Below are 22,670 nucleotides of genomic sequence, written 5' to 3' on the forward strand. Positions count from 1 at the left end.
GGTCTCTCACAGGAACGGGATGATCCTCGATAAATGAACAGTTTTCAATAATGGAGTCTGCTTTAAAAGAATCTTTTTTTGAATGCCTTGAATTTCTTTTTACGATAATCTCTTTTTAAAGAGAGGTGGTTGTAATAATGGATCCAGGCCTTACATTGTTGGGGACCGAAATGTCTGCTTCGGGCATATTCCTGTGCGATGAAAGTATATATCTCTTCGTTTTCGAACATCCGCATCAGGTTTTTACATCCCTTTTTTAGGTCCATCTGCCTGAATTTCATTCGATTGATATCGATCAAAGCAAACTGAAAACAATCGCCTTCCCCGTTGACCAGGACATTCCCGGGAGAATAGTCCTGATGGCAAATACCGGCTTCATGTAAGGCTGCCGTGTAGCGGGCGAAAGCTCTGAGCAAGTCTTCATTACCCGTAAGGGGACCGAAATACAGTTCTCTCATCTCTTTATGAAAGGGACATTGAAGGCTGATATAGTAACTGTAATGAAGTAAACCACCCCGGAAGGTTTCGATACAAGCGATAGATTCCGGAGTATTAAACCCCCGTTTCCGGACTTCTAAAGAGTTGAAATAAGCTTTGACCGCTTTTGATTTTCTGAAAAAACGGTATGCGATCCGATTGATGAATATAGGAACTCTGTAACGTTTTACGTTTATTTCCAATTCCTTGTATTCGAATACTTTAATCGTATTTCTTTTGTCTTGAATGACTTTCCCTTCCGAGGCGAAACGGGTTGGAAGGTCTTGTACAAATTGTTGCAGGAATTTGTATTCCGGATTCAGGACAATTTTCATCGACGATAAGAATTTCAGTGTTTTTTGATTTTTCCGAATTTTTTGATACTGGTATATTTACGCCAAAGGTTCAGTTTTCGTTTGGCAGGTACCCCATGCCGGGAGATATAATCTTCGGCAGCGGTCAGCATCCGTTGTCCGACCTTCCCGTCGAGATAAGGATCGTAGTTGTCTATGATCCATTGGCGTTTAAGTGCGGCACTTTCGTCATGCAGGGCCTGTTCATAGGCTTCGGGGAGTTCGTCTGTCTGTTGTATATCGATCCAATAAATATCTTTGGCTACCGTCTGAAAGGTAATTACCGGTTTGTTCAGCAATAAAAATTCGTATACCGTCGATGAAGTATCACTGATCATGACATCGGCCATCAACTGATATTTGGTAATGTTATGATCGTCGATCCAGATGACATGCCTTTGAGAGGCTGCCCATTCCCGGTATTCATCAGTCCATTCCTGACGCGTCAGAGGATGGAATTTTAATAATAACAGGATATCCTTTTCCTGCACTAATCTATCGAGTCCCGCTTTCAAATGAGGAAGCGAGGTGAGAGAAGGCGAAAAAGTCGGTGCATAAAGTACTAATTTTTCACGTTGGTGTTGCTGTAACAGCCGGGATTTTTCTTCATCGAAAGTATGCAGATTCTGAAAAATCCAATCCTGGCGCGGCCAACCGGTTTCTACTACCTCGAAATCCTTGTATTTTTTTGCCAGAGCACTGAAACCTTCGGTGAAAAAAGGGCCTTGGGTAAAGTAGGTATCGAAATATCTTCGGATCACCCAATGGTCTTTCTTTTCGGCAGCATAACCATGGAAGATTTGTATTTTTACGCCCGGCAGATAATAAGGGACAATGTTGCAGGGAACGAAAATGGCTTCCGGCGAATAATCATAAATCTTTTGTATGCTGTCGGTCCACTTCACTCGGTCTTTTAAGGGAAAGTCAGGGATATTCCGGGAATGGACATACCATAAAATGTCGTGTCCTCCGCTTTTCAGTGCTTCTTCCTGAATAGGAGTCAGAATATTGATGGCATATTTTTGTTCACAAAATAAAACAATACGCATAACAGATATTATAATAAATGTGCAGGAATTTTATCAATAGCTTGCTGAAAGTCAGCAACGGTATCCAGTTCCATAGAAAAAAACGGGGTCGTATCTACGATACCGAAAGTATGACCTTGGGCGATCAGACGTTCGAAGGCTGCTTCGTAAAAAATATTGACCTGATTTTCTTGCAGAATCATCCGGTCGAGTTCATCCACTAAAGCATGAGTATAACCGCCCGACATTTTTTCGATACCTATAGATTCCCCGATAGCTTTTCCGATGGAACAGGTTTTACTGATTTCGGCTACTTTACCTTGGGCATCAGGAATAACCTTGATTTCTTCTTCAGAAAGCGGGTGGTCGTTGAGAGCCAGACAAGTAGTGTCGGGACAATCCAATACGGCTTTTACCAATAACGGATCGAACAGGATGTCACTATCTAAAAGTAAGATACGTTCCCCCCGGATTTTATCTTTAGTCAACCAAAGGGAATAGATATTATTGGTTGAAGCATATTTTTCGTTGTAAATATACTCGACCTTTAAATCAGGGTAGTGTCCCTGAACGAATTCGATGATTTGTTCTTGCAGGTATCCGGTGACAATAACCACTTCCCGGATACCGTTAAAAATTAATCCCTCGATAGCTCTGCCCAGCAAACATTGTTTCCCGATTTCCAGCAAACATTTGGGTTTGTGATCTGTCAGGGGACGGAGGCGTGAAGCCATACCTGCCGCGAGTATAATAGCTTTCATTGTGCGACGACTTCTTTTATCGTAGCGATTACTTCGACATTCTGGCGATGTGTGCCCAAAGTAATACGCATGTGAGTATTGATATCCGGTTCGTTCATGAATTTGATCTGGTATCCTTTGGCTTTAAAGGCAGCCTGAAGAGTTGCTTTCAGTTCGATCGGATACTTCACCAGAATGAAATTCGCATTCGACTGGTATACTTTGAAGCCCTCGAGGGTATTCAGTTCGTTCATGTACATTTGCCGGTCTTCGGCCATTTGATCGGCAACTTGCTGATAGTAGTCTGTCGATTTCAATACGGCAATTCCCAGTTCTTCCGATAAACGGTTATAACCCAAATATTTGGTACTATAGTTCAAAAAGCGGGTTAATGCAGTTCCCATGAAAGCGAAACCCAAACGTAATCCGGGAAGTCCGTAAAATTTAGATAGAGTCCGTACAATCAACAGATTCGGAAATTTTTCCAATAAAGGTTTTATATAACTGGTATCTTTGTTGGCGAAAGAAGCATAAGCTTCGTCGATAACGACCACTGTTTCCGGCGAAATAAAAGAAAGAATCTGATCGAGTTCTTCAGAAGTCAGGGAATTCCCTGTCGGATTATTGGGCGAAGCAATCAATACCATTTCCGGATTTTCTTTCCGGATAGCTTCTTTCATCGCTTCGAAATCGTATTTGAACGTATTTCCCTCTTCGTATAAAGGATAAAGTACACTTCGTCCCTCTACTTCATCGGCTATCGATTTATAATACCACCATGAAAATTTAGGGATCAATAATGTCTTTTGTTTTTCTTTACCTGATAAAAAGCAGTGTACCACTTGTTTCAGGATATCTTCTCCACCATAACCGAGAATGATTTGTTTTTCAGGAATATTATAGATCGAAGAGAGATAATCTGAGAATATACTTTTTTTACCTTCATCATATATACGGGTATAGAAACAAAGATTGTTCGGGTCGAAATTCTTAAGTACTTCTCCTACTGCTGGACAAGGTCCATAGTTATATTCGTTCCGGTCAAGATAGGTGATTTTTTTTTCCATGTTGATATTTTTTTCTAAATCTGCAGGGATAATTTGAATCCCTGGAATATGCAAAAATATAAAATAAAAATATACAAAACCGATTCTGTAAAATTTTATGGCAATTATATACCTGTTAATATAAATAAAACGTAGGTTTATTTTTTTCTATCTATTCCGATTTCGGGTTTTATACCGTCAGACCGGGTCGCCAATCCCGATCACCGAAGACGAATAAGTAACGACAGAATAATTCTACGTTTAATGTAAACAGATATAAGTGCCAAATCAAAATTATATTGTACTTTTGCACCATTCATCAAATTAAGGTCTGAATAAAATAATTCATATGAAGAATCTGGAAAGCAAGCTTTTTTTGCTTATTGCTTTTTTTATCGGGACTTGGGGGGCCTTGTTCCATGCTATGCAAACGGGTTTGATCGCTTTAGGATTAATTTATAACATCGTCAAATATAAAGATGATTTTGTAATGAATATAAAAAAATACAAGTATTATGTAGCAATCCCGGTCATTTATATTTTATATTCAGCTGTTCATACCTTGATTATTGTGACTTCCGGAAAATATGCCGGGCTGAAACCGGGATTCGGAATTTTTGAAAAAGAATTTCTGGTATTTTTATTGGGAGTGCTGTATGTTATTTCGTTGAAAAGTTTTGTCAGTTTGCGGTTATTGAAGCAATTTTTACTTTGTTTTTGTATCAGTGTCCTGACTTTCAATTTGGTCATGCTTTTTCATCTTGGAGGGGAGAATTGGTTTACTGCTCCACAGACTGTCGTGCAAAATTTGTATGCCAGTCGTTTTGGGGGTACCAAGCACTTTTTAAATGGTGAAGTCTATCTGGATGCACAGGCTTTACAGAGTTATGCGGCTGCTTTAATCGCTTATTTCTTCGGAATTATCCGTACGAAAATGGGCGAGAAAGTTATCGCTTTCACTGCTTTTGCTCTGTTCGTATGGTTGCTTAGCCTGACAGTCACAAAAAGTTCGATACTCTCTTTTCTATGTGGTTTCGTTATTTTCAATCTTTATTTCTTTAGAAAACTTTCCGTATGGCAGCGTTGGATGTTTATCGGGGTAATTCTGCTTGTTGGAATAAGCGGATATATTTTTCGTCCGGCGAGTTTCGATCAAAGGTGGATACAGTTGAAACAGGAGATTGAAGATGTGAATAATGGAAAATTAGATGGGGGATCTACTTTAGTACCCCGGATCGTTTTCTATCAGTCTTGTTTGAAAAATATCGATTCGTGGGGAATTTGGGGATTAGGGGTGTATACGAATGTGGTGTCGAAACAATGGTATCAGGCATCGGGAAACCGGGTTGTCGCTTCGCTGACTCATAGCCACAATTCTTATCTGCAATACTGGATGTTGATGGGTGTGGTCGGACTGGCTTTCATACTGAGTTGGTTTGTGTATCCTGTAAAAAGCATGATCTGTAGCAAAAAATATTCTTTTCTTGCCTTATCGCTCCTGGTCGCTTTTTTTATTGACAGTAATTTTGAAGTATTGCTGATCGTAAATGACGCACTTCCGGTTGTCATGTTCTTTTTAATGATGTTTTATGTCTTCCGGGATCAATTCTATGCTTTAGAACACGAAAGCGATTAAATCAATTCGGAAATGGTTTTCAGTATCAGGTCCGGGGTGATATTACGGATATAATCTTCTTCCCGGATCAGATTATTTTCTATTTTCAATATCCGTCCTAACGGAACTTTAGGAAGGATTGTCGATGTCGGGCTGGTAGAAAGGCCCATCAGGGCGATAAAAGGAGTTTTTACGGCAGCCGCTATATGGAGAGCACTCGAATCGATGGTAATGATCAAATCGACATTGGCTATCGTATTGATAAAACCTTCGATAGTTGTGCGTGCTGTCAGATTGATCAGATGATCGATACGGGCTTCCTCGGCATATTGGGTGTGTTTGATGTTGTCGTTTTCGTCCCCGATAAGCAAGAGGTTGTAGCCTTGCCGATTCAACAGCCTGAGGAGCTGAACCGCATATTCATCCGGATATTTCCGGAATTCTTTGTTCTCGCCTCCCAAATATAAAGCGATGGTCTTATGCGAATTATCGAATTGGAAAGTCTTCTGACCGGTGTGCCGGAGCGATAATTCGGGTAAATACACGTATTTGTTCCCGATATACTCATTGAATAAAAAAGCATATCGGTTGATGTAATGTTTGTGATAATTGATCTCAAGACTGAAATCCAGCAGAAAACCTCTGCCTTCTCTATTGTAACCGATATTCTTTTTTACATTTCCTAATCTGAAAAGCAAAGCAGAAATAAAGGTATTTACAAAAATGACACCTAATTCACCGTTTTCTTTTCTTAATTCCCTGACAATTTTCCAATAGGTAGATAATTTTTTCTTCCGTTTGAGCGGGAAAGTAATATAATGAGTAATCCGGGGATCGTATTTAAATAATTCCCTGACAAAATCCGGTCCGACAATAGTAAATTCCGCTTCCGGATACTCCTGTTTTATCAACTCTAAACAAGGAGTCGTATTTATCGTGTCCCCTATGAAATTAGGGGTCCTGATAATTATTTTTTTCATTACTGGTTGTTGTTTTTATCCTTAGTTGTGTCGATAGACTATGCTTTTACATATACGATTCAAGTCATAAATTTGGTTTTGTTTTATTTGAAAAATTTAAAAAAATCCCGTTTTAAATATTTTAAGCATGATGCCGAAACTGTTCTTTAATAAATCGCCTTTATCAAACCCGACATTCAGCGCTGTATGGAAAGGAAGCTTGGTGTCCGGAGCAATGAGTTCCAAGCCCCAGCTGAATTGAGGTTTAGTGGTATATTCGCCGTTTTTGTTTATGAAATGGACCGAATGGGTCCCGTAATTCAGGGAGTAGCTCATCATGAGTTTGTAACGGATATCTCCCGGCAGATCCCCGCAAATTCCCAGATGATGGGCATAAAAACGATTATTGAGTACACCCCGGGTTATCCCGCTGGCTTCTTCCGGTTTGGGAGTGAAAAAGGGCGAACCGATCACTTGACCGTAGAATGTCCACCCCGACTGATAAATTCCGTTATTGAAATAATTATCGTTACCTCCGACGACCTCTCCGCTGACCGGATCATTGTGGAAGGGGCCACTCTGGCATTTGGTATAATAAAATTCGTAGACGAAACTTTTGAACCATTTGAAATTCTTTTTCCGGGTAAAATAAAGTCCGTAGAGTCCATCGGGACGGTTTCTGAATTTTTCACCCGATCCGTCTTCGAAAATATGATCGTAATAGAACTCAGCCCCCCAACGCTCGTTATTATATCTTATTTTCAGAAACTCATTACCGATGTGGTTCCCCAGTTTATTGATTTCATTTTCAGGAGCATCCCCTCCTCCGGCTTTAATAAGTACCACCCGGGCATAATCTTTGAAAGAGGTCGGGAGTTTACCGTCTTTTTCTGTCTCTCCTCCCCATTGGGCATAGTGGTCGAGTCCGGCTTCGATGCTGAGCTGGGGAATGATCGTAAATCTGATGTCCAGCATTTTGTGATGTAAGCGGGTACGGTTACCGGCATAACGATCGTCGATCATGAGGTATTCTCCGTACCGGGCTTTGAAAGATACCCATTTCCCTATCCAGGGAATTTTGATAAAGTCTTGTGTTTGGAGATTAATACCTGGCATACTCCGGGAATTGGTCGAATACAGCATGTCTCCGTTGGTAGAAGACAGACCGTCGTAAACAATTTCCGGTTTGATGATACCTAAATCCAGGATCAGGTTTTGCCAGCGTACACGACCGTAAAGCTGGTCGATGAAAATGCGGTGTTCTTTACGACCTAAAGCACCGGTACCTTCGAATCCGAATGAGTAGTCGAAAGCACGGGTATCGCTTTTACTGAAAGGAGTACCTACTCCGACAGTTCCCCACAAATAAGTGTCGTTTGTGATTTTTCCGAATGTGTTGGTATGCAGCCAGAAAGGAAGCCGGTCTGCTGTTACTCCACCACCGATTTCGGCCTGGTAATAGCCTTTCCGGTCCTGACCATAACCTTGTAATCCTCCGATAAACAGTAAAATAAGAGCTGTTAGACGTAGCATTTTCCTTCGTTTTTTAATAGTTGTTCCAGTATGATAATATCTTCTTTATAAGTGAATTTCATATTATACGTTTCTCCTTTCACGATCTTGATCTCTTCCTGAGGGAGGTATTTCTTAACGACACTACAGTCATCGGTCGTTTTAAAATCCGGATCTTTCAATGCCAGGGCATAAGCCTCTTGTAAAGTTTGGTTGTGAAATCCTTGAGGAGTTTGTACCTGGTACAAAATATTCCGGTCCGGAATCCGGGAAACATAGGTATGGGTGGGATCGACTTCGATGATTGTATCTGTGGCGGGAATAGCCACATTGACAGCTTTATAAGTTTGAAGTTCGGTGATGACCTCCTCGATTATTCTCCGGGTGACCAACGGACGTACAGCATCGTGGATCAGCAGATTACACGGGCGGCCGGCATAAAATTTCAACGCGGCTAAAACAGAATGATAACGTTCTTTACCACCGTCGAGAAGATGTTTTACCTTGGAAATACGGCAGTCTGAAAGGATATGTTCACACTCTTGTCGCCATTCGGGATGAATGACAACGGTAATTTCATCGATCGAAGGGGCTGAATTGAATTTTTCAAGGCTGTATTCCAAAATCGTTTTGTCGTTTATTTTTTTGAATTGTTTTGGAATACCCCCTCCGGCTCTTTGTCCTGAACCCCCGGCTAATATGACGGCAATATTTAGCATGATAAAGCACACTGGTAAATAATTGGGGACAAAGGTAATATTTTTTAGGAATATTCGCAGGAATAAAGCAGAAAGCAGTATTTTTGTTACATGATAATTCGAAATAGAAAGATGGTATTGTAATCTATTCTTTAAAGTGGCTGGAATGAGAAAATTTTTAGTAACAGGAGGAGCCGGTTTTATCGGTTCGAATCTGTGTGAATATCTTTTGAAAGCAGGGGAGGAAGTGACTTGTCTGGATAATTTTGCTACAGGTAAATTTGAAAATATAGAAGCTTTATTGAGGGAATATCCGGAGCGATTTAAATTGCAGGTGGGGGATATCCGCAAACCGGAAGATTGCCGCAAAGCAGTGGCTGAGGCGGAATATGTATTTCATGAGGCGGCTTTGGGCTCCGTACCGCGGTCGATCAATGACCCGCAGACCACCAATGAAGTGAATATTTCGGGTTTCCTGAATATGTTGGTCGCTGCCCGGGATGCCGGAGTCAGACGTTTTGTATATGCCGCCAGTTCTTCTACTTATGGCGATTCTCAGAATTTGCCCAAAGTGGAAGAGGTGATCGGGCGCCCTTTATCGCCTTATGCCATCACCAAATATGTGAACGAGCTTTATGCCGATGTGTTCGGACGGGTATATGGGATGGAATGTATCGGTTTACGTTACTTCAACGTATTCGGACGCCGGCAATCGCCGGACGGTGCTTATGCTGCCGTTATCCCGAAATTCGTGGAACAACTGATGCGGTATGAATCTCCGGTCATTAACGGAGACGGTGAATATTCCCGCGATTTCACCTATATCGACAATGTCTTACAGATGAACTGGCTGGCGATGAATACGGAGAATCCGAAGGCTGTAAATACGGTATACAATACCGCTTATGGGGAGAATACCACGCTGAATCAATTGGTCGGTTATCTCAAAGAGTTGTTGGGCTTTTACGACGCCCGGATTGCTGACGTGGATATTGTTTACGGCCCTGTCCGGAAAGGAGATATTCCGCATTCTCTGGCCTCTATCGATAAAGCCCGGCAGTTGTTGGGATACGATCCCCGGTTTAATATGAAACAGGGATTGAGGGAAGCGGTCAAATGGTATTGGGAGAATTTAAAAAGAAAGTGATGGAAGAGATTAAAATCGGAGTCGTCGGATTAGGGTATGTAGGACTTCCTTTAGCCCGTCTCTTTGCGACAAAATATGCTGTAGTCGGGTTCGATCTGAAAAAAGAACGTATCGAAGCCTTGAACCGAGGGATAGACAGGACACTGGAAGTGTCGGAAGAAGTGATGAAATCGGTATTGCGCCCCTCCGTTCCCAAACGGGGAGAGAAGGGGTTGTATTGTTCCTGTGACCCGGAAGATCTGAGAGATTGCAATTATTATATCATTACCGTGCCCACTCCTGTCGATAAACATAACAGGCCCGATCTCACTCCGTTGATCAGGGCTAGTGAGACAGTCGGTCAGGTGATTGTTCGCGGAGATATTGTCATTTATGAATCGACGGTTTATCCCGGGGCTACCGAAGAAGACTGTATCCCTGTGATAGAGCGGGTTTCAGGATTAAAATACAATGTAGATTTCTTTGCCGGTTATTCCCCCGAAAGAATCAATCCGGGAGATAAACAACATACGGTAGAAAAAATTAAAAAGGTAACTTCGGGTTCTACTCCCGGGGTGGCAGAGAAAGTGAACGCGCTCTATCATTCGGTTATCGTGGCGGGCACCCATCTGGCTCCTTCTATCAGAGTGGCCGAGGCAGCCAAGGTAATAGAAAATTCACAGCGGGATATCAATATCGCCTTTGTCAACGAATTGTCGAAAATCTTCAATTTAATGCATATCGATACACAAGCTGTGCTCGAAGCTGCCGCTACGAAGTGGAATTTTTTATCCTTCCGGCCCGGCTTGGTCGGAGGACATTGTATCGGTGTGGATCCCTATTATTTGGCCCAGAAAGCTCAGGAATACGGATACCATCCGGAAATTATTCTGGCAGGACGCAGACTGAACGACAGTATGGGCGAGTATGTGGCCAAACAAACGTTGAAGTGTATGATCCGGAAAGGACAATGTATCAAGGGATCTAAAGTTTTGGTGCTGGGGATTACTTTTAAAGAAAATTGTCCCGATGTCAGAAATACCAAAGTGGTCGATATTATCGCTGCTTTGAAAGAATTTGACTTGGAAGTCGATGTTTACGATCCCTGGGCATCTCCCGAGGAAGTACGGAAAGTCTACGGTTTAGAAATGAAGAATACCCTCCCCGCCGAAAAATACGAGGCGGTGGTATTGGCTGTTGCTCATCAGGTATTCCGGTCTTTGCAATTGAGGGAGTTGTGTAAAGAAAACGGTATTGTTTATGATGTGAAAAGTGTTGCCGGAGAGGCTGTAGAAGGACGGTTGTAACAGGAATTATTTATCGCTTGGCGGTTGCCGGAAGTTAAAAAATGAACTTAGGACAACCGCCTTTTTTATTTGTGTTTCTTCTTTAAGGGCGGGTAGACAGGACGAATTTCAATTCTCCGCCATTCATGATCTCTTCGTGAGTGATCCAGGTGCGGTCGAGTTTTTTCTCATTCAGATATACTTCCTGTACATAGATGTGCCGGTCCGACTCTTTGTTGGCTGTGATGACGAATTTTTTCTCCGGTCCTGTCGAGAGGGTTATTTTGTCGAACAGCGGAGCGCCCAACTGGTATTTTCCCTCGACCGGATTGACCGGGTAAAAGCCCATGGCCGAGAAGACATACCAGGCGGACATTTGCCCGCAATCTTCATTCCCGCAAAGGCCATCCGGAGTATTGTGATATAATCCGGTCAGAATTTTGTTGACATACAGCTGGGTTTTGTGTGGCTGCCCGACATAATTATATAAATAAGCGATGTGATGGGAAGGTTCGTTCCCATGGGCATATTGTCCGATAAAACCACTGATGTCGGGAGAGGCATTTTCGCCTTCCAGCCGGGCATCCAGGGTAAAGAGACTGTCGAGTTTGGTTATAAAAGCTTCGGCACCTCCGTGCAGGGCGATCAGCCCTTCGACATCGTGTTGCACCAGCCAGGAATATTGCCAGGCGTTACCTTCGGTATATTCATCGTCCCGGTGGTTGGAATAGAGCGGGGAGAAGGGTGTTTTCCATTCTCCGGCAGAAGATTTGCCCCGCATAAAACCGGTACCGGGGTCGAAAAGATTGGTGTAATTGCGGGAGGCGTTTAAAAAGAAAAGATAGTCGTCTTCTTTTTGCAGGGCTTTGGCCATTTGAGCGATACACCAGTCATCGTAAGCATATTCGAGCGTTTTGGATACCGATTCGTTTTCGAGCTCATAAGGAATATAATGGTATTTCCGGTAAACACCCATACCGGCCCGGTCGGTGAGCGACGTTTTTTTCATCGCTTCGTAAGCCTTTTCGACATCAAAATTGCGGATGCCTTTCAGATAGGCTTCGGTGATAACAGGGATGGCATGGTTACCGATCATACAGAACGTTTCGTTGCCCGCTAGTTCCCAAACGGGTAGTAAGCCATAGGCATCATAGTGCTTGAGCATAGAATTGATCATATCCGATACCCGTTTCTTTTGGGTGATGGTGAATAAGGGATGTGCTGCCCGGTAAGTATCCCAAAGGGAAAATACCGAATATTGGTTGTGTTTATGAACACTGTGGATTTCTTTATCAGGGCCTTTATAATTACCGTTTACATCCGAGAAGAGATAAGGTGCTGTGTAAGCATGATACAAAGCGGTATAAAAATTTTCTAAGTCGGCTTCGTTCCGGCCTTCTGCTTTGATTTTTTGGAGCTGTCTTTTCCAGGCGTGGTTGGCATCCCTTTTCACTTTGTCAAAGCTCCAGTGGGAGAGTTCTTTTTCCAGATTGGCTATCGCTCCTTCGGTATTGGCAGACGAAATACTGATTTTGGCCAGGATTTTATTGGTCTTCTGGCCGAAATCGACATAGAGATAACATCCTTTGTCGGTTATTTTCTGCCCGTTTTCGAGAGGAGAGAATTTCTTGTATCCTGCTAATACTTCGCAATCCTGTGAAAATTCGATGATAAAGTACACCCGCTGGTCATTGGCCCAGCCTTGCGATTTCCGGTAACCTTCGAGGGTTCGGTTGTTGACTTTACGGATACTTGTTTCTGTCGTTCGGTCCCAGTTGCGGGCGGTGGTTAAATCGATAGTCAGAGCATGGGCCGAGTTGGCAGGGTATTGATAGTAATGGATACCGCATCGGTTGGTGACGGATAATTCTGTTTTTATACCGTTGTCGAATACGACACTGTAATAGCCGGGTTCGGCCTGCTCGTTGCGGTGGGAAAAACGGGCATATCCCGATTGGATATAAGCAGCAGGGCTGATCGATGTATCCGGTGTCGTACTCACCGGAAGAAACCGGATATCTTGCAGATCACCGATACCTGTGCCGCTCAGATGAGTGTGAGAGAAAGAGGATATGATGCTGTCGGAATAATGATAACCTGAGGTCCAGTCCCAACCGTTACGGGGATTATCGGGGCTGAGCTGAATACCGCCGAAGGGCAGGATCGCTCCCGGAAAACAATGGCCGTGACCGTCGGTACCGATAAAAGGATTTACGTAGGCCGTTATTTTGAGTTCCTTTTCATTTTGACGACAACCGGTTATGCCCAGACATAAAAGAAGACTACAGACAAATAAAAGAGTTTTCATGGACAAAGTCGTAAATTTGAGTGTTGTTAATGATTTCAATGGATAAAGATAGAAAAAAATAAGAGACCGGGGAAACCGATCTCTTATTAATTACTAACTACTAACCTAAACATACAAACTTATGAAAAAAACGTGTCTTTTATTCTTCGTTTTGACATGACAAAGATAAGGCGGTTCCGAATAATTTACAGTTAATGGATCGTTAAATGTCCGGACAGATTTCTTTAAAACCGGGAAATTTCCCTAAAAAAGATAAAAATCAGACAGTTATTCCATTTTTAGATAAAATTCACGGGTCAAAGCGATGTATTCTTCGCTGTAATGATGGCGGGAAAGTTCTACGGTCAGATCTGTTTCGACCGGAGGAAGAGTTTGTCTTGTCAGTTGGATAAGAAGCCGCTTGGGGGCTTTTCCCGGATTGGGATGTACACGGGTGATTTTCCGGGGGAATAAATGGTATCGCCTGGCATAGGCGATTAACTGGCAAGCTTCTTCTACAGGGAGAATTACCTGGAACTTACCGTGAGGTGTAAGCAGGCGTTCGGCATGAACGATCAATTCGGTATGGGGAAGCGTGCCGGTATGCCGCGCTAAACTACGGCCGTTATCCGGTGCCGGTGTGGAGTGTACGAAAAAAGGAGGATTACAAAGGATACAGTCATAACCGATAGCAGGAAAGAAGGCTTGCAAGGCCTGGGGATATAACCGGATACGTTCGGCCCACGGACTGATTCGAATGTTATAGGCGGCTTCCCGGCAGGCCGCCGGTTCGATTTCCAGGGCATCGATCCGGGCTTGTGCGTTTCTTTGGGCTGCCATGAGTGCGATCAGGCCGGTCCCCGTACCGATATCCAAAATGGACGCCGCCTCTTCAAGCTCTGCCCACGCTCCTAATAATACACCGTCTGTTCCGACTTTCATCGGAGTATGTTCTTGATGGATGACGAATCGCTTGAATTGAAACATCGGTGGTCAGAAATGAAAAGAAGTTGAGATGGTCCGAAAGCCTTTCGGGGCACCCCGACTTCTTTATGTTTTAGGAGGAGGTTATGCTTCTTTTTTCTCTTCTTCTTTGGCTTCTTCATCCAGGTCCAGCATTCCCTTCTCGGTGAGCAGGTTGTACCACTGAATGATTTTTTTCATATCCGAGACATATACCCGTTCCTTATCATATTCCGGAACGATCTCTTCGAAATAAGCCAGAATTTTTTCAGTAGGTTCTTTGTGACTCAGTGCAGATTTTCCATTTTCTTTAGCAGAAATGCGTTTGAAAACTTCTTTCAAAGGCATATCTTCAGCCTCAGTATAAATAGAGATATCTTCCAGTGCAATAATTTTTGAATTTGAATAGGCGGGGAAACGCTTGCCATCGATAAGTGATTCGACGATAATGGCATTAGAAGAATTACTGATCAGTTTTTGTAAACCAGGCTTTCCTGAAATGGATAAAATTTCTTTTAACATAGTTCGTTATTTGAAGTTTCACAAAAATGAGTTGCAAAACTAGTGCATTTAATTGGAAATTGAAAATGTTCATCTTACAATCTGATACTAATTCATGCCTCTTTGTTTTTTGATCTTTTCGTAAGCGACGTTGATCCGGCTGAATTTTTCTTCCGCAGCTTTCCGGATATCTTCTCCGAGGTGCCCTACTTTATCGGGATGATTTTCCATTGCTATTTTGCGGTAAGCTTTTTTGATCTCTTCATTACTGGCACTGCTGTCGATGCCCAAAACCTGATAGGCGGATTCGATGTCATCGTAATACATGGATTTTACGGACATGAAAGTGACATGATCGATGCCCAGCCGGTTGGAAATATTTTCGAGCAGACCGATCTCGGCCGTACTGACGGTGCCGTCTGCTTTGGCAATACCGAACAGGAAATAGAGCAATTGTACTTTAGAAGCTTCAGGCATCTGAAAACGGATTTGCTGACATACATCGTCGACAGGGATATCTCGTGTACTCAGTTCTTTGATCATTTGCATGGCCTCACGTGTGGCTTCGATGCCGAAATTCCGGATGAGAAATGTTTTGACATAATCGAGTTCGGAACGCATGATCCGGCCGTCGGCTTTCATCACTGCGGTCGCCAACACGGTCAGACTGAAAGTAAAATCACCACGCCCGGTTTGGCCCGGAGGAATAGGTCCCCCGTCCGATGGGATCGCAATGGTCTGGATGTTGTCGAACATCGACCCGATAAACAATCCGAATAAAGCACCGAGAGGTCCCCCCAGTGCTAATCCTAAACCTGCACCAATCCATTTTCCATATTTTGCCATGACTATTTATTGTATTTTTAAATTCAACTTATTCAAAACATCCAGGACTTGCTGTACGACCATATGGTCCTCGTCGTTGTAAATGATGAAATCCGAATTTTTACATTTTTCTGTGTCGGCAGCCTGGTTTTGCATTCTTTCTTTTACCTTGTCTTCATTCGTCGCATCCCGAAGAATCACTCTTTTTAAACGGGTGGCTTCTGATGCTGTTACACAAATAATAAAATCAAAATGACGGGTGAGACCGGCTTCAAAAAGAATAGCCGATTCGAAGAAGACCAAAGGACTGTTCTGCTGTTCCCGCCAGTGTTGAAAATCACGGATTACCCGGGGATGAACGATCCGGTTCACCTGACTCAGGGCTTGTGGATTTTTGAAGATGATATCCGCTAATAATTTTTTGTCGAGCATTCCTCGGGGGGTATACAGATCCGCCCCGAACAGACCGGTAAGGTCGTTACGGATTTCTACAGAACGATTGATTAACCGGGAAGCTTCCGGGTCGGCGAGATAGACCGGATAACCCAGTTGTTTCAAGATACCGGCGATCGTACTCTTCCCTGAACCTATGCCACCTGTTAAACCGATAGAATGTATCATTATTTTTTTTCCAATATATATTCGACCTTTTGGGGGGTATAGGACAAGTTTTTGATGTAATCCGGTGCTTTTACAACCTTGACTTCCAGATAAGTGACATCTGCATTTTTCGGATAATCTACAGAAAAGATGAAATCGCTGGCTGTAATTTTATCGTATTTACTCAGTCCTATTTCATAACTGATATTGACATTATCCGGGAAGAGCCGGAGCGTCAAAGAATCGGGGACATGAAGGGGGGTGATCGGGATGATCTTCCTGGCCTCCGTAAATTGCTCTACTTGTATATCGACTTCCACAGCGGTTTCCTGAGGAGTGCAATAAGGTAAAGCGACTAATTCTGCTGTACGGGTTATATTTTTACTGATATTTTTCAGCTTGATAAGTTCGGTCGGGATACAGTGTAAAGTGTCCAGTATATTGACCGGTCCTTCTATCCAGGTACTGTCGGGAGCTACCGTTATCTGGTTGACGATATATTGTCTTTTCAGGGTGTAATCCACAATAGGCCGGATGGCTACCTTTTTCCGGCCCGATTGTGCGAATTGGAATACGATCTCTTCCGGAGCTACACTCTGTAATTGAATTTCCGTATTTAATTGACTGCTGATTTTGTCTTTGATGTCGTTGGTGTTCAGGATGAATTCCTGTATGCCTGCCTTGTCGGAGAGGGCATGATTACAATAACTGCCTACATTAAAAGTAATGGGCAGAAAAGAAGTGCGGATGCTATGTCCCAATAAAGCAAATCCTTTGGCTTTTACCGTGAGCTGGATTTGGGTGGGGAGTTCTGCAACGGGATATTTTCCCGCGGGGAAATTGGTGTACTTGACCGGATAGGTTATTTCTGTCAGATAATCTTTGCTCAAAGTGTTCAGAAACCATAAGATGGAAGCTATGACAACACAAATCAGGTAGGAGACGATATTCCGGTTGAGGTATTTCTCCTTAAACTGCTGGATTTGCTGAAGGTTGACTTTGGGCAAGTACATGGAATCGGTTTTTATGATAAAATAGTCACATCGATCCGTCGGTTTTCGGGGGATCGGCTTTCTTTTCAGAGACAGACCGGCGAAGAGGATTGGCAGGACTGAAGCCGCTGATCCGTAGTTCGGTCAGTGCATAGGTCTGCCAATCGTTCCGGACGTCGGTCGGGTGATTTATTTTGCCGGAGTAGCGTCGGTCATGTCTTTTATAACTGCCGATTTGTCGATTTTCAGGCGGTTTTGGCCTTCCACTTCCATGATAATATAATAATCCCCGATTTCGAGTACTTTTCCATAAATACCTCCGGTCGTCACAATCTTATCTCCTTTTTTCAGTGAGTCACGGAAGTTTTTCAATTCTTTCTGTCTTTTCATCTGAGGACGAATCATAAAGAACCAGAATACGACGATGATCAGGATCAAGGGTAAGAAATTCATTAAACCGTTGCTTTGTTGTTGTAATACAATAAGTAATGTGTTCATAATTGTTGTTTATTAATTTAAAATGATTTGATTTTATTCTTTTACAGTCGCGGTAAAACTCAGGATAACCTGTTTTTCCAGAATGTTTGCAAATATACGGATTTCTTTGTATTGTTTACCGTATCTGCCTTCAGAGTTGAAGGCAATTTCTATTTTTCCTTCTTTCCCGGGGCGAACGGGAGCTTTGTCATAATCGGCTGTTGTACATCCACATCCCGTTTCCACATTTTTAATCAGCAGGTTTTGGGTCCCTGTGTTTTTGAAATAGAAGGTATGGGTTACCGTTTCACCTTGGGTGATGTTACCGAAGTCCCAGGTCTTCTTTATCCATTCCACCCGGGTGTCGGCTGGCGGAACGGAAGAATTTTGTTTTTCTTTACACGAAAAAAGAAATAGATAAAAAGTAAAAAGTAGAAAATAAGAAATTTGTTTCTTCATCTTCGATTAAAAAATCAGGTGTTTTACGGAGTAATTTTTTTCTTTGATATTATTCAGGACCTCTACGCCTATTTCCAGATGTTGTTTAACGAAATTCTGCGTGACGTGTTTGTCCGATTCGGCTGTTTTTATTCCGTCGGAGATCATGGGACGGTCGGAGACTAACAGTAAGGCACCTGTCGGGATACGATTGGCAAAACCGACAGTAAAGATCGTGGCCGTTTCCATATCGACCGCCATGGCCCGGGTACTTTTCAGGTATTCTTTAAAACGATCGTCGTATTCCCATACCCGTCGGTTCGTCGTGTAGACTACGCCGGTATAATATTCCCGCCCATGATTCGTGATGGCCTTCGAACAGGCTTTTTGAATGCTGAAAGCCGGTAGGGCAGGCACTTCGTGAGGCAGATAATCGTCGGAGGTTCCTTCGCCTTTTATCGCAGCGATGGGAAGAATATAATCACCCACGGAGTTCTTTTCCTTAATCCCGCCACATTTACCGATAAAAAGCACGGCTTCGGGCTCTATGGCCGAAAGTAAATCCAGTATGGTGGCGGCATTCGGACTGCCCATACCGAAATTGACCAGCGTAATCCCGTTACAGGAGACATTAGGCATGGTCTTGTCTGCTCCGACGATAGGTACCTGATATAATTCGGAGAATAGTTCCAGATAATATTCGAAGTTGGTGAGTAAAATATATTTTGAAAAATCTTTTAATTCTCTTCCCGTATACCGGGGTAACCAATTGTCTACAATGTCTTTCTTTGTTTTCATAACCTGATCTTTGATCTTTTTGTTATCTTTGGATAAGATTAGGATGCGGTTCAGTAGGGTCAAATTGAAAATAAATTTTCATTTGTCACTGTTCTCACCTTTCACTATCTTTGACCGATTTTGCAAAATGCAATCCCCGGCCTTTCAGAACATAAAAATAGAATATTATTGTCAAACGACAAAATGATATGGATAGAGAACTGGATAAACTCAGGAATATAAGGATTGAAGACTATACTTACAATTTGCCCGACGAACGGATAGCAAAATTCCCTTTGGCCGAACGAGAGGCTTCTAAATTGTTGATATATAGGGGTGAACGGATAGAAGAAAGTCGTTTTTCAGAGGTGCGTCACCTCCTTAGGGCTGGACAGATGCTTGTGTTCAACAATACGAAAGTCATTCATGCCCGTCTGTTTTTCCGCAAGGCGACAGGAGCTGTGATCGAAGTGTTTTGTCTCGAACCGTATCTGCCGGTCGATTATGCTCAGAATTTTGCAGCTCGTGATAGTTGTGAATGGAGTTGTATGGTGGGGAACCTGAAAAAATGGAAGGAAGGGAGCATTGCCTGTGACTTTACCTATGGCGAAGCGACCTATCGGTTAACCGCCGAAAAGGTGCGGCAACAAGAGGGGGAGTTGATTATCCGTTTTAGCTGGACGGGAGGTCTTTCGTTCAGTGAAGTGCTGGAAGGATGCGGCCGGATTCCGATCCCTCCTTATCTGAACCGGGAATCGGAAGCTTCCGATGAAGTCCGATACCAAACGGTGTATTCCAAAGAAGAAGGGTCTGTGGCAGCTCCGACTGCCGGATTACATTTTACCCGGGCGATTTTAAACGATCTGAAAGAGAAAGGTGTGCATGTCCGGGAATTGACCTTGCATGTCGGGGCAGGTACTTTCCGGCCGGTAAAAGCAGAGACGATCGGAGATCACGATATGCATACGGAACATTTGGTCATTTCCCGCGAATTGGTAGAACAATTGAAGGAGAAGACCGGTGATATCGTTGCAGTGGGAACAACCTCGGTACGTACGTTGGAAAGTTTATACTGGATGGGGGTGAAACGCCTGGCAGGACAGGAGGATTTTTTTACGCTAGGACAATGGGAAGCGTATACTTTACCTCAGGATTATTCTTTGAGGGAAGCCATGGAAGCCTTGTGCGGTTGGTTCGACACAGCTTGTCAGGAGTTGCTGAAAGCCCGTACGACGATTATTATTGTTCCCGGGTACCGCTATCGGGTGATCGATGCCATGTTCACTAATTTCCATCAGCCCCAAAGTACCCTGTTGTTATTGGTCGGTGCGGCCGTCGGAGAGGATTGGCACAAAATTTATGATTACGCGCTGACTCATGATTTCCGGTTTTTGAGTTATGGAGATAGTAGTTTGTTGGAGGTGAAAAAGTCATAGGCTATAAACTAAAGGCGAAAATAAAGCGAGGAGAAAAATAGTGAAGGATATGTTAGAGCTTTCGTTACCGGGATTCGATTATAAGGTGAAAAAGCAAAACGGGACGGTGATGATATTCGATATCGTCCGGAAGAAGTATGTGGTCCTGACGCCTGAAGAATGGGTACGGCAACATGTGGTGCATTATCTGGTAGAAAAGAAAGGATATGCGATCTCCCGGGTTGCCGTCGAAAGAGAAATTGAACTGTATGGCCTGAAAAGGCGTTTCGATATCGTGGTTTTCGACCGGAGCGGTAATCCTTGGCTGCTGGTCGAATGTAAAGCGCCTGCTGTGGCACTTACCCAAAAAGTGTTCGACCAGGTGTTTCGCTATAATCTGACACTGGCAGCTCCCTATGTAGCCATTACCAATGGGGTTCGCCATTTTTGCGGTTATATGAATCAGGAAAACGACTTCTGTTTTCTGGACGATTTCCCGGAATTTTCCCAGGAGAGGGAACTATTGGCCTGATTCCTTATTTATACGTAAATCCCATCCAGGTATGCCTGTTATTGATAGAACAAGCTATCCGGGAAGGGATTTGTGCTGATGACGTGGTGAAGCTTTCCGTGATTCTGAATGTTATCTTTTTTTAATCACGATATTTTTCCCGCCCATGAGGTTCGTTTGGTTCTTTCTTCCACTTTTATAAGCGATTTGTGTCAACAGATTGGCTGGCCCTTCTTTTATGTTTTCCGGTATCCAGACAATAGAGTCCCGGTACGGTTTGAGCACGCCGATCAAATGATCATTATTCCAGTTTTCCCAATAGACTCTGATATCTAAGTCCTGGTTGATCACTCCCTTGATGGTTACAGGTTCATTCAGATAAACGGTATCCGAAACGGTCAACGAATAACTAATCTCTTCCGCATTCAGGTAATCTTTCTCGCAACTGTTCATAAACAGTAAAAGGCTTGCTAAAATCATACCGGTAATTACTGAGCATTTTTTCATCATTCTCCAAAATTTTCTGTTATTAAAGGCCTTATAATTTGTGGGGTTCCTGTGGTAGGAATAATAAAGGGCAAAGAAATAAATGAATCTCTTGTATAAACAACAACAGCCCCGCTATTACCTGTACCACGAGTACTAACTCTAGTTTGTACAAAACTTATATCTTTTTCATTAATGGAAATATATTTTTCTGGAATCCATAAATTTGAGGGAGATAAAAAATAGTTCATTGTCATAGTCTTTTTTTCTCCAACAGAACCTCCACCTCCTAAGCCCTCGAATCTTACATTGCGTGTGGAGTAATTTCCGTCTTCTTTCTTATAAACTCCTTTTGAGCAATAAAAACCAAGAACATCTACAGAATGGACTGTTTTGTACCTTTTATATCTTCCTAATACTCTTTTGTATGATGTAGATTCTAATTGTAATATTTGCTTTCCAACCCATTCTCCGTTAGTATTTCGAACAATTTCTCGAATATATAATACTGTAACATGTACACGTCGTTTATTACCTGTATATGTTGAAGAAGCTATGGGGTATCTTGGTTCTTGTTTTGTTCGTGTTTGGGGAGAGTTGTTAACAATATATTTTCTGCTTTCTATGTTCCTAAGTTGATTGTCTTTAGTAATAATTTCATCTGAAATCACTTGATGTTTATATTTATTGATGAAAAAATATCCCTCATTATTACAAATTAGTTGATATAATCGAGAGGGTACTTTGGCTTGAATTGTTTCATTTTCATCTAAATACACTAAATTTTCGTATTGTTTTAATTTCTTTTCAAAAGATACACTATCAGAAAAAATATCTTCCTCTGCATTTGAAATTGCATGATATAACGAATAAAAATTATTTGTTTTTTCCCATGCAAAAAATTCCTCATCAGACATTTTTTCTAACACATTTACTAATGTACTCATTGCTTCGGGAGATTTGAAATGTAGAATACCGTCTATAATTTCATAGGAATTCTGTTGGGAACAGCCTTTAGTTGAAGGAAGATCTTCTTTTTCTATTATTTTTTCTTCACAAGAAAAAAAATAATAAAATTATACTAATACATTTTAATAGTTTATTCATAGTTTTAAAAATTAAAATTGATGGATTAAAATTATAGAATAAATTAAGGATTCAATTAATATACCTCTTGTTTCTAATTGTAATGTTGTTTTTTTATACACTGATTGTGAGTTTGTTATAAAAATAGTATTAAGAAAAATTGGTAAAAGGTGATAATTCGTTTATAAGGGGTGGAAACTGGAGACTTGTTATTCGGGAATCTAAACGGGGGCAGTCTGTTTTATAGGTAAATGATAGGAGTACTGCTTGCCGTATATTCCTGCTGTAGGGTTTCGGTGAGTGATTTCAGGATATTCGTCCTTTTGTTTCATTCGGGCGTATGTTTCCGGATTTTCTCCCGTATGTTTTTCCAAAAAGATACGGACGAATTTTAAAAAAGATATGTATGGATTTTAACGAAGATATGTATGGATTTCCCGGGGGAGAATGATCTTTCCCGGATCAGAGTCGG

Annotated in this window: 23 protein-coding genes; 5 read left to right on the forward strand and 18 right to left on the reverse strand. The window is 42.3% G+C overall.

The window, feature by feature from the left end:
- Window positions 1-62: 62 nt before the first annotated feature.
- From ODOSP_RS17900 to ODOSP_RS17915, 4 genes are read right to left on the reverse strand one after another with little or no spacing between them, the layout of a single operon-like run.
- Window positions 63-812, reverse strand: coding sequence for a lipopolysaccharide kinase InaA family protein (locus ODOSP_RS17900; RefSeq protein ID WP_013613684.1), 750 nt, complete (start codon window positions 810-812; stop codon window positions 63-65).
- A gap of 14 nt (window positions 813-826) precedes the next feature.
- Window positions 827-1,879 (reverse strand): CDP-glycerol glycerophosphotransferase family protein, encoded by a 1,053-nt coding sequence (locus tag ODOSP_RS17905; RefSeq protein WP_013613685.1) that lies wholly within the window; start codon window positions 1,877-1,879, stop codon window positions 827-829.
- 8 nt (window positions 1,880-1,887) lie between these two features.
- Window positions 1,888-2,619: a phosphocholine cytidylyltransferase family protein gene (locus tag ODOSP_RS17910; protein ID WP_013613686.1), complete on the reverse strand. Its 732-nt coding sequence runs from the start codon at window positions 2,617-2,619 to the stop codon at window positions 1,888-1,890.
- On the reverse strand, window positions 2,616-3,665 hold the full coding sequence (locus tag ODOSP_RS17915) for a pyridoxal phosphate-dependent aminotransferase (RefSeq protein ID WP_013613687.1): 1,050 nt from the start codon (window positions 3,663-3,665) through the stop codon (window positions 2,616-2,618). Before ODOSP_RS17915 ends, ODOSP_RS17910 begins: the two co-directional genes overlap by 4 nt.
- A gap of 328 nt (window positions 3,666-3,993) precedes the next feature.
- Between ODOSP_RS17915 and ODOSP_RS17920 the strand changes: the two genes are divergently transcribed.
- On the forward strand, window positions 3,994-5,280 hold the full coding sequence (locus ODOSP_RS17920) for an O-antigen ligase family protein (protein WP_013613688.1): 1,287 nt from the start codon (window positions 3,994-3,996) through the stop codon (window positions 5,278-5,280).
- Here the strand turns inward: ODOSP_RS17920 and ODOSP_RS17925 are convergent.
- The 3 genes from ODOSP_RS17925 to ispD all read right to left on the reverse strand — a co-directional run bounded on the left by ODOSP_RS17925 (window position 5,277) and on the right by ispD (window position 8,449).
- Window positions 5,277-6,239, reverse strand: coding sequence for a glycosyltransferase family 9 protein (locus tag ODOSP_RS17925; protein WP_013613689.1), 963 nt, complete (start codon window positions 6,237-6,239; stop codon window positions 5,277-5,279). The genes ODOSP_RS17920 and ODOSP_RS17925 overlap by 4 nt on opposite strands.
- A gap of 96 nt (window positions 6,240-6,335) precedes the next feature.
- Window positions 6,336-7,751: a capsule assembly Wzi family protein gene (locus ODOSP_RS17930; protein WP_013613690.1), complete on the reverse strand. Its 1,416-nt coding sequence runs from the start codon at window positions 7,749-7,751 to the stop codon at window positions 6,336-6,338.
- Entirely contained in the window at window positions 7,739-8,449 is a 711-nt protein-coding gene (ispD, locus tag ODOSP_RS17935; RefSeq protein ID WP_013613691.1) for a 2-C-methyl-D-erythritol 4-phosphate cytidylyltransferase, read from the reverse strand. The genes ODOSP_RS17930 and ispD overlap by 13 nt, the downstream gene beginning before the upstream one ends.
- A gap of 145 nt (window positions 8,450-8,594) precedes the next feature.
- On the opposite strand from ispD, the gene ODOSP_RS17940 reads away from it, so the two are divergent.
- Window positions 8,595-9,575: an SDR family oxidoreductase gene (locus tag ODOSP_RS17940; protein WP_013613692.1), complete on the forward strand. Its 981-nt coding sequence runs from the start codon at window positions 8,595-8,597 to the stop codon at window positions 9,573-9,575.
- Complete coding sequence (locus ODOSP_RS17945) at window positions 9,575-10,861, forward strand: nucleotide sugar dehydrogenase (protein ID WP_013613693.1); 1,287 nt, start codon at window positions 9,575-9,577, stop codon at window positions 10,859-10,861. The genes ODOSP_RS17940 and ODOSP_RS17945 overlap by 1 nt, the downstream gene beginning before the upstream one ends.
- A gap of 82 nt (window positions 10,862-10,943) precedes the next feature.
- On the opposite strand, the gene ODOSP_RS17950 is transcribed toward ODOSP_RS17945, so the two are convergent.
- The 9 genes from ODOSP_RS17950 to ODOSP_RS17990 form a co-directional block, all read right to left on the reverse strand.
- On the reverse strand, window positions 10,944-13,148 hold the full coding sequence (locus tag ODOSP_RS17950) for a GH92 family glycosyl hydrolase (RefSeq protein ID WP_013613694.1): 2,205 nt from the start codon (window positions 13,146-13,148) through the stop codon (window positions 10,944-10,946).
- A gap of 267 nt (window positions 13,149-13,415) precedes the next feature.
- Window positions 13,416-14,114 (reverse strand): tRNA1(Val) (adenine(37)-N6)-methyltransferase, encoded by a 699-nt coding sequence (locus tag ODOSP_RS17955; protein ID WP_013613695.1) that lies wholly within the window; start codon window positions 14,112-14,114, stop codon window positions 13,416-13,418.
- 81 nt (window positions 14,115-14,195) lie between these two features.
- A complete protein-coding gene (locus ODOSP_RS17960; RefSeq protein ID WP_013613696.1) occupies window positions 14,196-14,612 on the reverse strand; it encodes a DUF5606 family protein in 417 nt (138 codons plus the stop codon).
- Window positions 14,613-14,699: 87 nt separating this feature from the next.
- Window positions 14,700-15,437, reverse strand: a complete 738-nt coding sequence (locus ODOSP_RS17965; RefSeq protein ID WP_013613697.1) for a TerB family tellurite resistance protein — start codon at window positions 15,435-15,437, stop codon at window positions 14,700-14,702.
- 6 nt (window positions 15,438-15,443) lie between these two features.
- On the reverse strand, window positions 15,444-16,037 hold the full coding sequence (gene coaE, locus ODOSP_RS17970) for a dephospho-CoA kinase (protein ID WP_013613698.1): 594 nt from the start codon (window positions 16,035-16,037) through the stop codon (window positions 15,444-15,446).
- Entirely contained in the window at window positions 16,037-17,029 is a 993-nt protein-coding gene (locus ODOSP_RS17975; RefSeq protein WP_013613699.1) for a YbbR-like domain-containing protein, read from the reverse strand. The genes coaE and ODOSP_RS17975 overlap by 1 nt, the downstream gene beginning before the upstream one ends.
- Before the next feature lie 168 nt (window positions 17,030-17,197).
- Entirely contained in the window at window positions 17,198-17,506 is a 309-nt protein-coding gene (yajC, locus tag ODOSP_RS17980) for a preprotein translocase subunit YajC (RefSeq protein WP_013613700.1), read from the reverse strand.
- A gap of 33 nt (window positions 17,507-17,539) precedes the next feature.
- The gene (locus ODOSP_RS17985; RefSeq protein WP_013613701.1) at window positions 17,540-17,944 is read right to left on the reverse strand and encodes a DUF1573 domain-containing protein; all 405 of its coding nucleotides are present in this window, start codon (window positions 17,942-17,944) and stop codon (window positions 17,540-17,542) included.
- A gap of 6 nt (window positions 17,945-17,950) precedes the next feature.
- A complete protein-coding gene (locus ODOSP_RS17990) occupies window positions 17,951-18,721 on the reverse strand; it encodes an AMP nucleosidase (RefSeq protein ID WP_013613702.1) in 771 nt (256 codons plus the stop codon).
- A gap of 188 nt (window positions 18,722-18,909) precedes the next feature.
- On the opposite strand from ODOSP_RS17990, the gene ODOSP_RS17995 reads away from it, so the two are divergent.
- Window positions 18,910-20,136, forward strand: coding sequence for an S-adenosylmethionine:tRNA ribosyltransferase-isomerase (locus ODOSP_RS17995; RefSeq protein WP_013613703.1), 1,227 nt, complete (start codon window positions 18,910-18,912; stop codon window positions 20,134-20,136).
- A gap of 49 nt (window positions 20,137-20,185) precedes the next feature.
- On the forward strand, window positions 20,186-20,647 hold the full coding sequence (locus ODOSP_RS18000) for a type I restriction enzyme HsdR N-terminal domain-containing protein (RefSeq protein ID WP_013613704.1): 462 nt from the start codon (window positions 20,186-20,188) through the stop codon (window positions 20,645-20,647).
- 111 nt (window positions 20,648-20,758) lie between these two features.
- Here the strand turns inward: ODOSP_RS18000 and ODOSP_RS18005 are convergent, their stop codons facing one another.
- The gene (locus ODOSP_RS18005; RefSeq protein WP_041557056.1) at window positions 20,759-21,136 is read right to left on the reverse strand and encodes a hypothetical protein; all 378 of its coding nucleotides are present in this window, start codon (window positions 21,134-21,136) and stop codon (window positions 20,759-20,761) included.
- The gene (locus ODOSP_RS18010) at window positions 21,133-22,059 is read right to left on the reverse strand and encodes a hypothetical protein (protein WP_013613706.1); all 927 of its coding nucleotides are present in this window, start codon (window positions 22,057-22,059) and stop codon (window positions 21,133-21,135) included. The genes ODOSP_RS18005 and ODOSP_RS18010 overlap by 4 nt, the downstream gene beginning before the upstream one ends.
- Window positions 22,060-22,670: the final 611 nt, after the last annotated feature.

It is taken from the genome of Odoribacter splanchnicus DSM 20712 (assembly GCF_000190535.1).
Classification (GTDB): Bacteria; Bacteroidota; Bacteroidia; order Bacteroidales; family Marinifilaceae; genus Odoribacter; species Odoribacter splanchnicus.

Bases quoted from the DNA above. Each gene is read 5' to 3' on its own strand.
- ODOSP_RS17900 (WP_013613684.1), bottom strand. From the start codon at position 812: ATGAAAATTGTCCTGAATCCGGAATACAAATTCCTGCAACAATTTGTA.
- ODOSP_RS17905 (WP_013613685.1), bottom strand. From the start codon at position 1,879: ATGCGTATTGTTTTATTTTGTGAACAAAAATATGCCATCAATATTCTG.
- ODOSP_RS17910 (WP_013613686.1), bottom strand. From the start codon at position 2,619: ATGAAAGCTATTATACTCGCGGCAGGTATGGCTTCACGCCTCCGTCCC.
- ODOSP_RS17915 (WP_013613687.1), bottom strand. From the start codon at position 3,665: ATGGAAAAAAAAATCACCTATCTTGACCGGAACGAATATAACTATGGA.
- ODOSP_RS17920 (WP_013613688.1), top strand. From the start codon at position 3,994: ATGAAGAATCTGGAAAGCAAGCTTTTTTTGCTTATTGCTTTTTTTATC.
- ODOSP_RS17925 (WP_013613689.1), bottom strand. From the start codon at position 6,239: ATGAAAAAAATAATTATCAGGACCCCTAATTTCATAGGGGACACGATA.
- ODOSP_RS17930 (WP_013613690.1), bottom strand. From the start codon at position 7,751: ATGCTACGTCTAACAGCTCTTATTTTACTGTTTATCGGAGGATTACAA.
- ispD (WP_013613691.1), bottom strand. From the start codon at position 8,449: ATGCTAAATATTGCCGTCATATTAGCCGGGGGTTCAGGACAAAGAGCC.
- ODOSP_RS17940 (WP_013613692.1), top strand. From the start codon at position 8,595: ATGAGAAAATTTTTAGTAACAGGAGGAGCCGGTTTTATCGGTTCGAAT.
- ODOSP_RS17945 (WP_013613693.1), top strand. From the start codon at position 9,575: ATGGAAGAGATTAAAATCGGAGTCGTCGGATTAGGGTATGTAGGACTT.
- ODOSP_RS17950 (WP_013613694.1), bottom strand. From the start codon at position 13,148: ATGAAAACTCTTTTATTTGTCTGTAGTCTTCTTTTATGTCTGGGCATA.
- ODOSP_RS17955 (WP_013613695.1), bottom strand. From the start codon at position 14,114: ATGTTTCAATTCAAGCGATTCGTCATCCATCAAGAACATACTCCGATG.
- ODOSP_RS17960 (WP_013613696.1), bottom strand. From the start codon at position 14,612: ATGTTAAAAGAAATTTTATCCATTTCAGGAAAGCCTGGTTTACAAAAA.
- ODOSP_RS17965 (WP_013613697.1), bottom strand. From the start codon at position 15,437: ATGGCAAAATATGGAAAATGGATTGGTGCAGGTTTAGGATTAGCACTG.
- coaE (WP_013613698.1), bottom strand. From the start codon at position 16,037: ATGATACATTCTATCGGTTTAACAGGTGGCATAGGTTCAGGGAAGAGT.
- ODOSP_RS17975 (WP_013613699.1), bottom strand. From the start codon at position 17,029: ATGTACTTGCCCAAAGTCAACCTTCAGCAAATCCAGCAGTTTAAGGAG.
- yajC (WP_013613700.1), bottom strand. From the start codon at position 17,506: ATGAACACATTACTTATTGTATTACAACAACAAAGCAACGGTTTAATG.
- ODOSP_RS17985 (WP_013613701.1), bottom strand. From the start codon at position 17,944: ATGAAGAAACAAATTTCTTATTTTCTACTTTTTACTTTTTATCTATTT.
- ODOSP_RS17990 (WP_013613702.1), bottom strand. From the start codon at position 18,721: ATGAAAACAAAGAAAGACATTGTAGACAATTGGTTACCCCGGTATACG.
- ODOSP_RS17995 (WP_013613703.1), top strand. From the start codon at position 18,910: ATGGATAGAGAACTGGATAAACTCAGGAATATAAGGATTGAAGACTAT.
- ODOSP_RS18000 (WP_013613704.1), top strand. From the start codon at position 20,186: ATGTTAGAGCTTTCGTTACCGGGATTCGATTATAAGGTGAAAAAGCAA.
- ODOSP_RS18005 (WP_041557056.1), bottom strand. From the start codon at position 21,136: ATGATGAAAAAATGCTCAGTAATTACCGGTATGATTTTAGCAAGCCTT.
- ODOSP_RS18010 (WP_013613706.1), bottom strand. From the start codon at position 22,059: ATGAGTACATTAGTAAATGTGTTAGAAAAAATGTCTGATGAGGAATTT.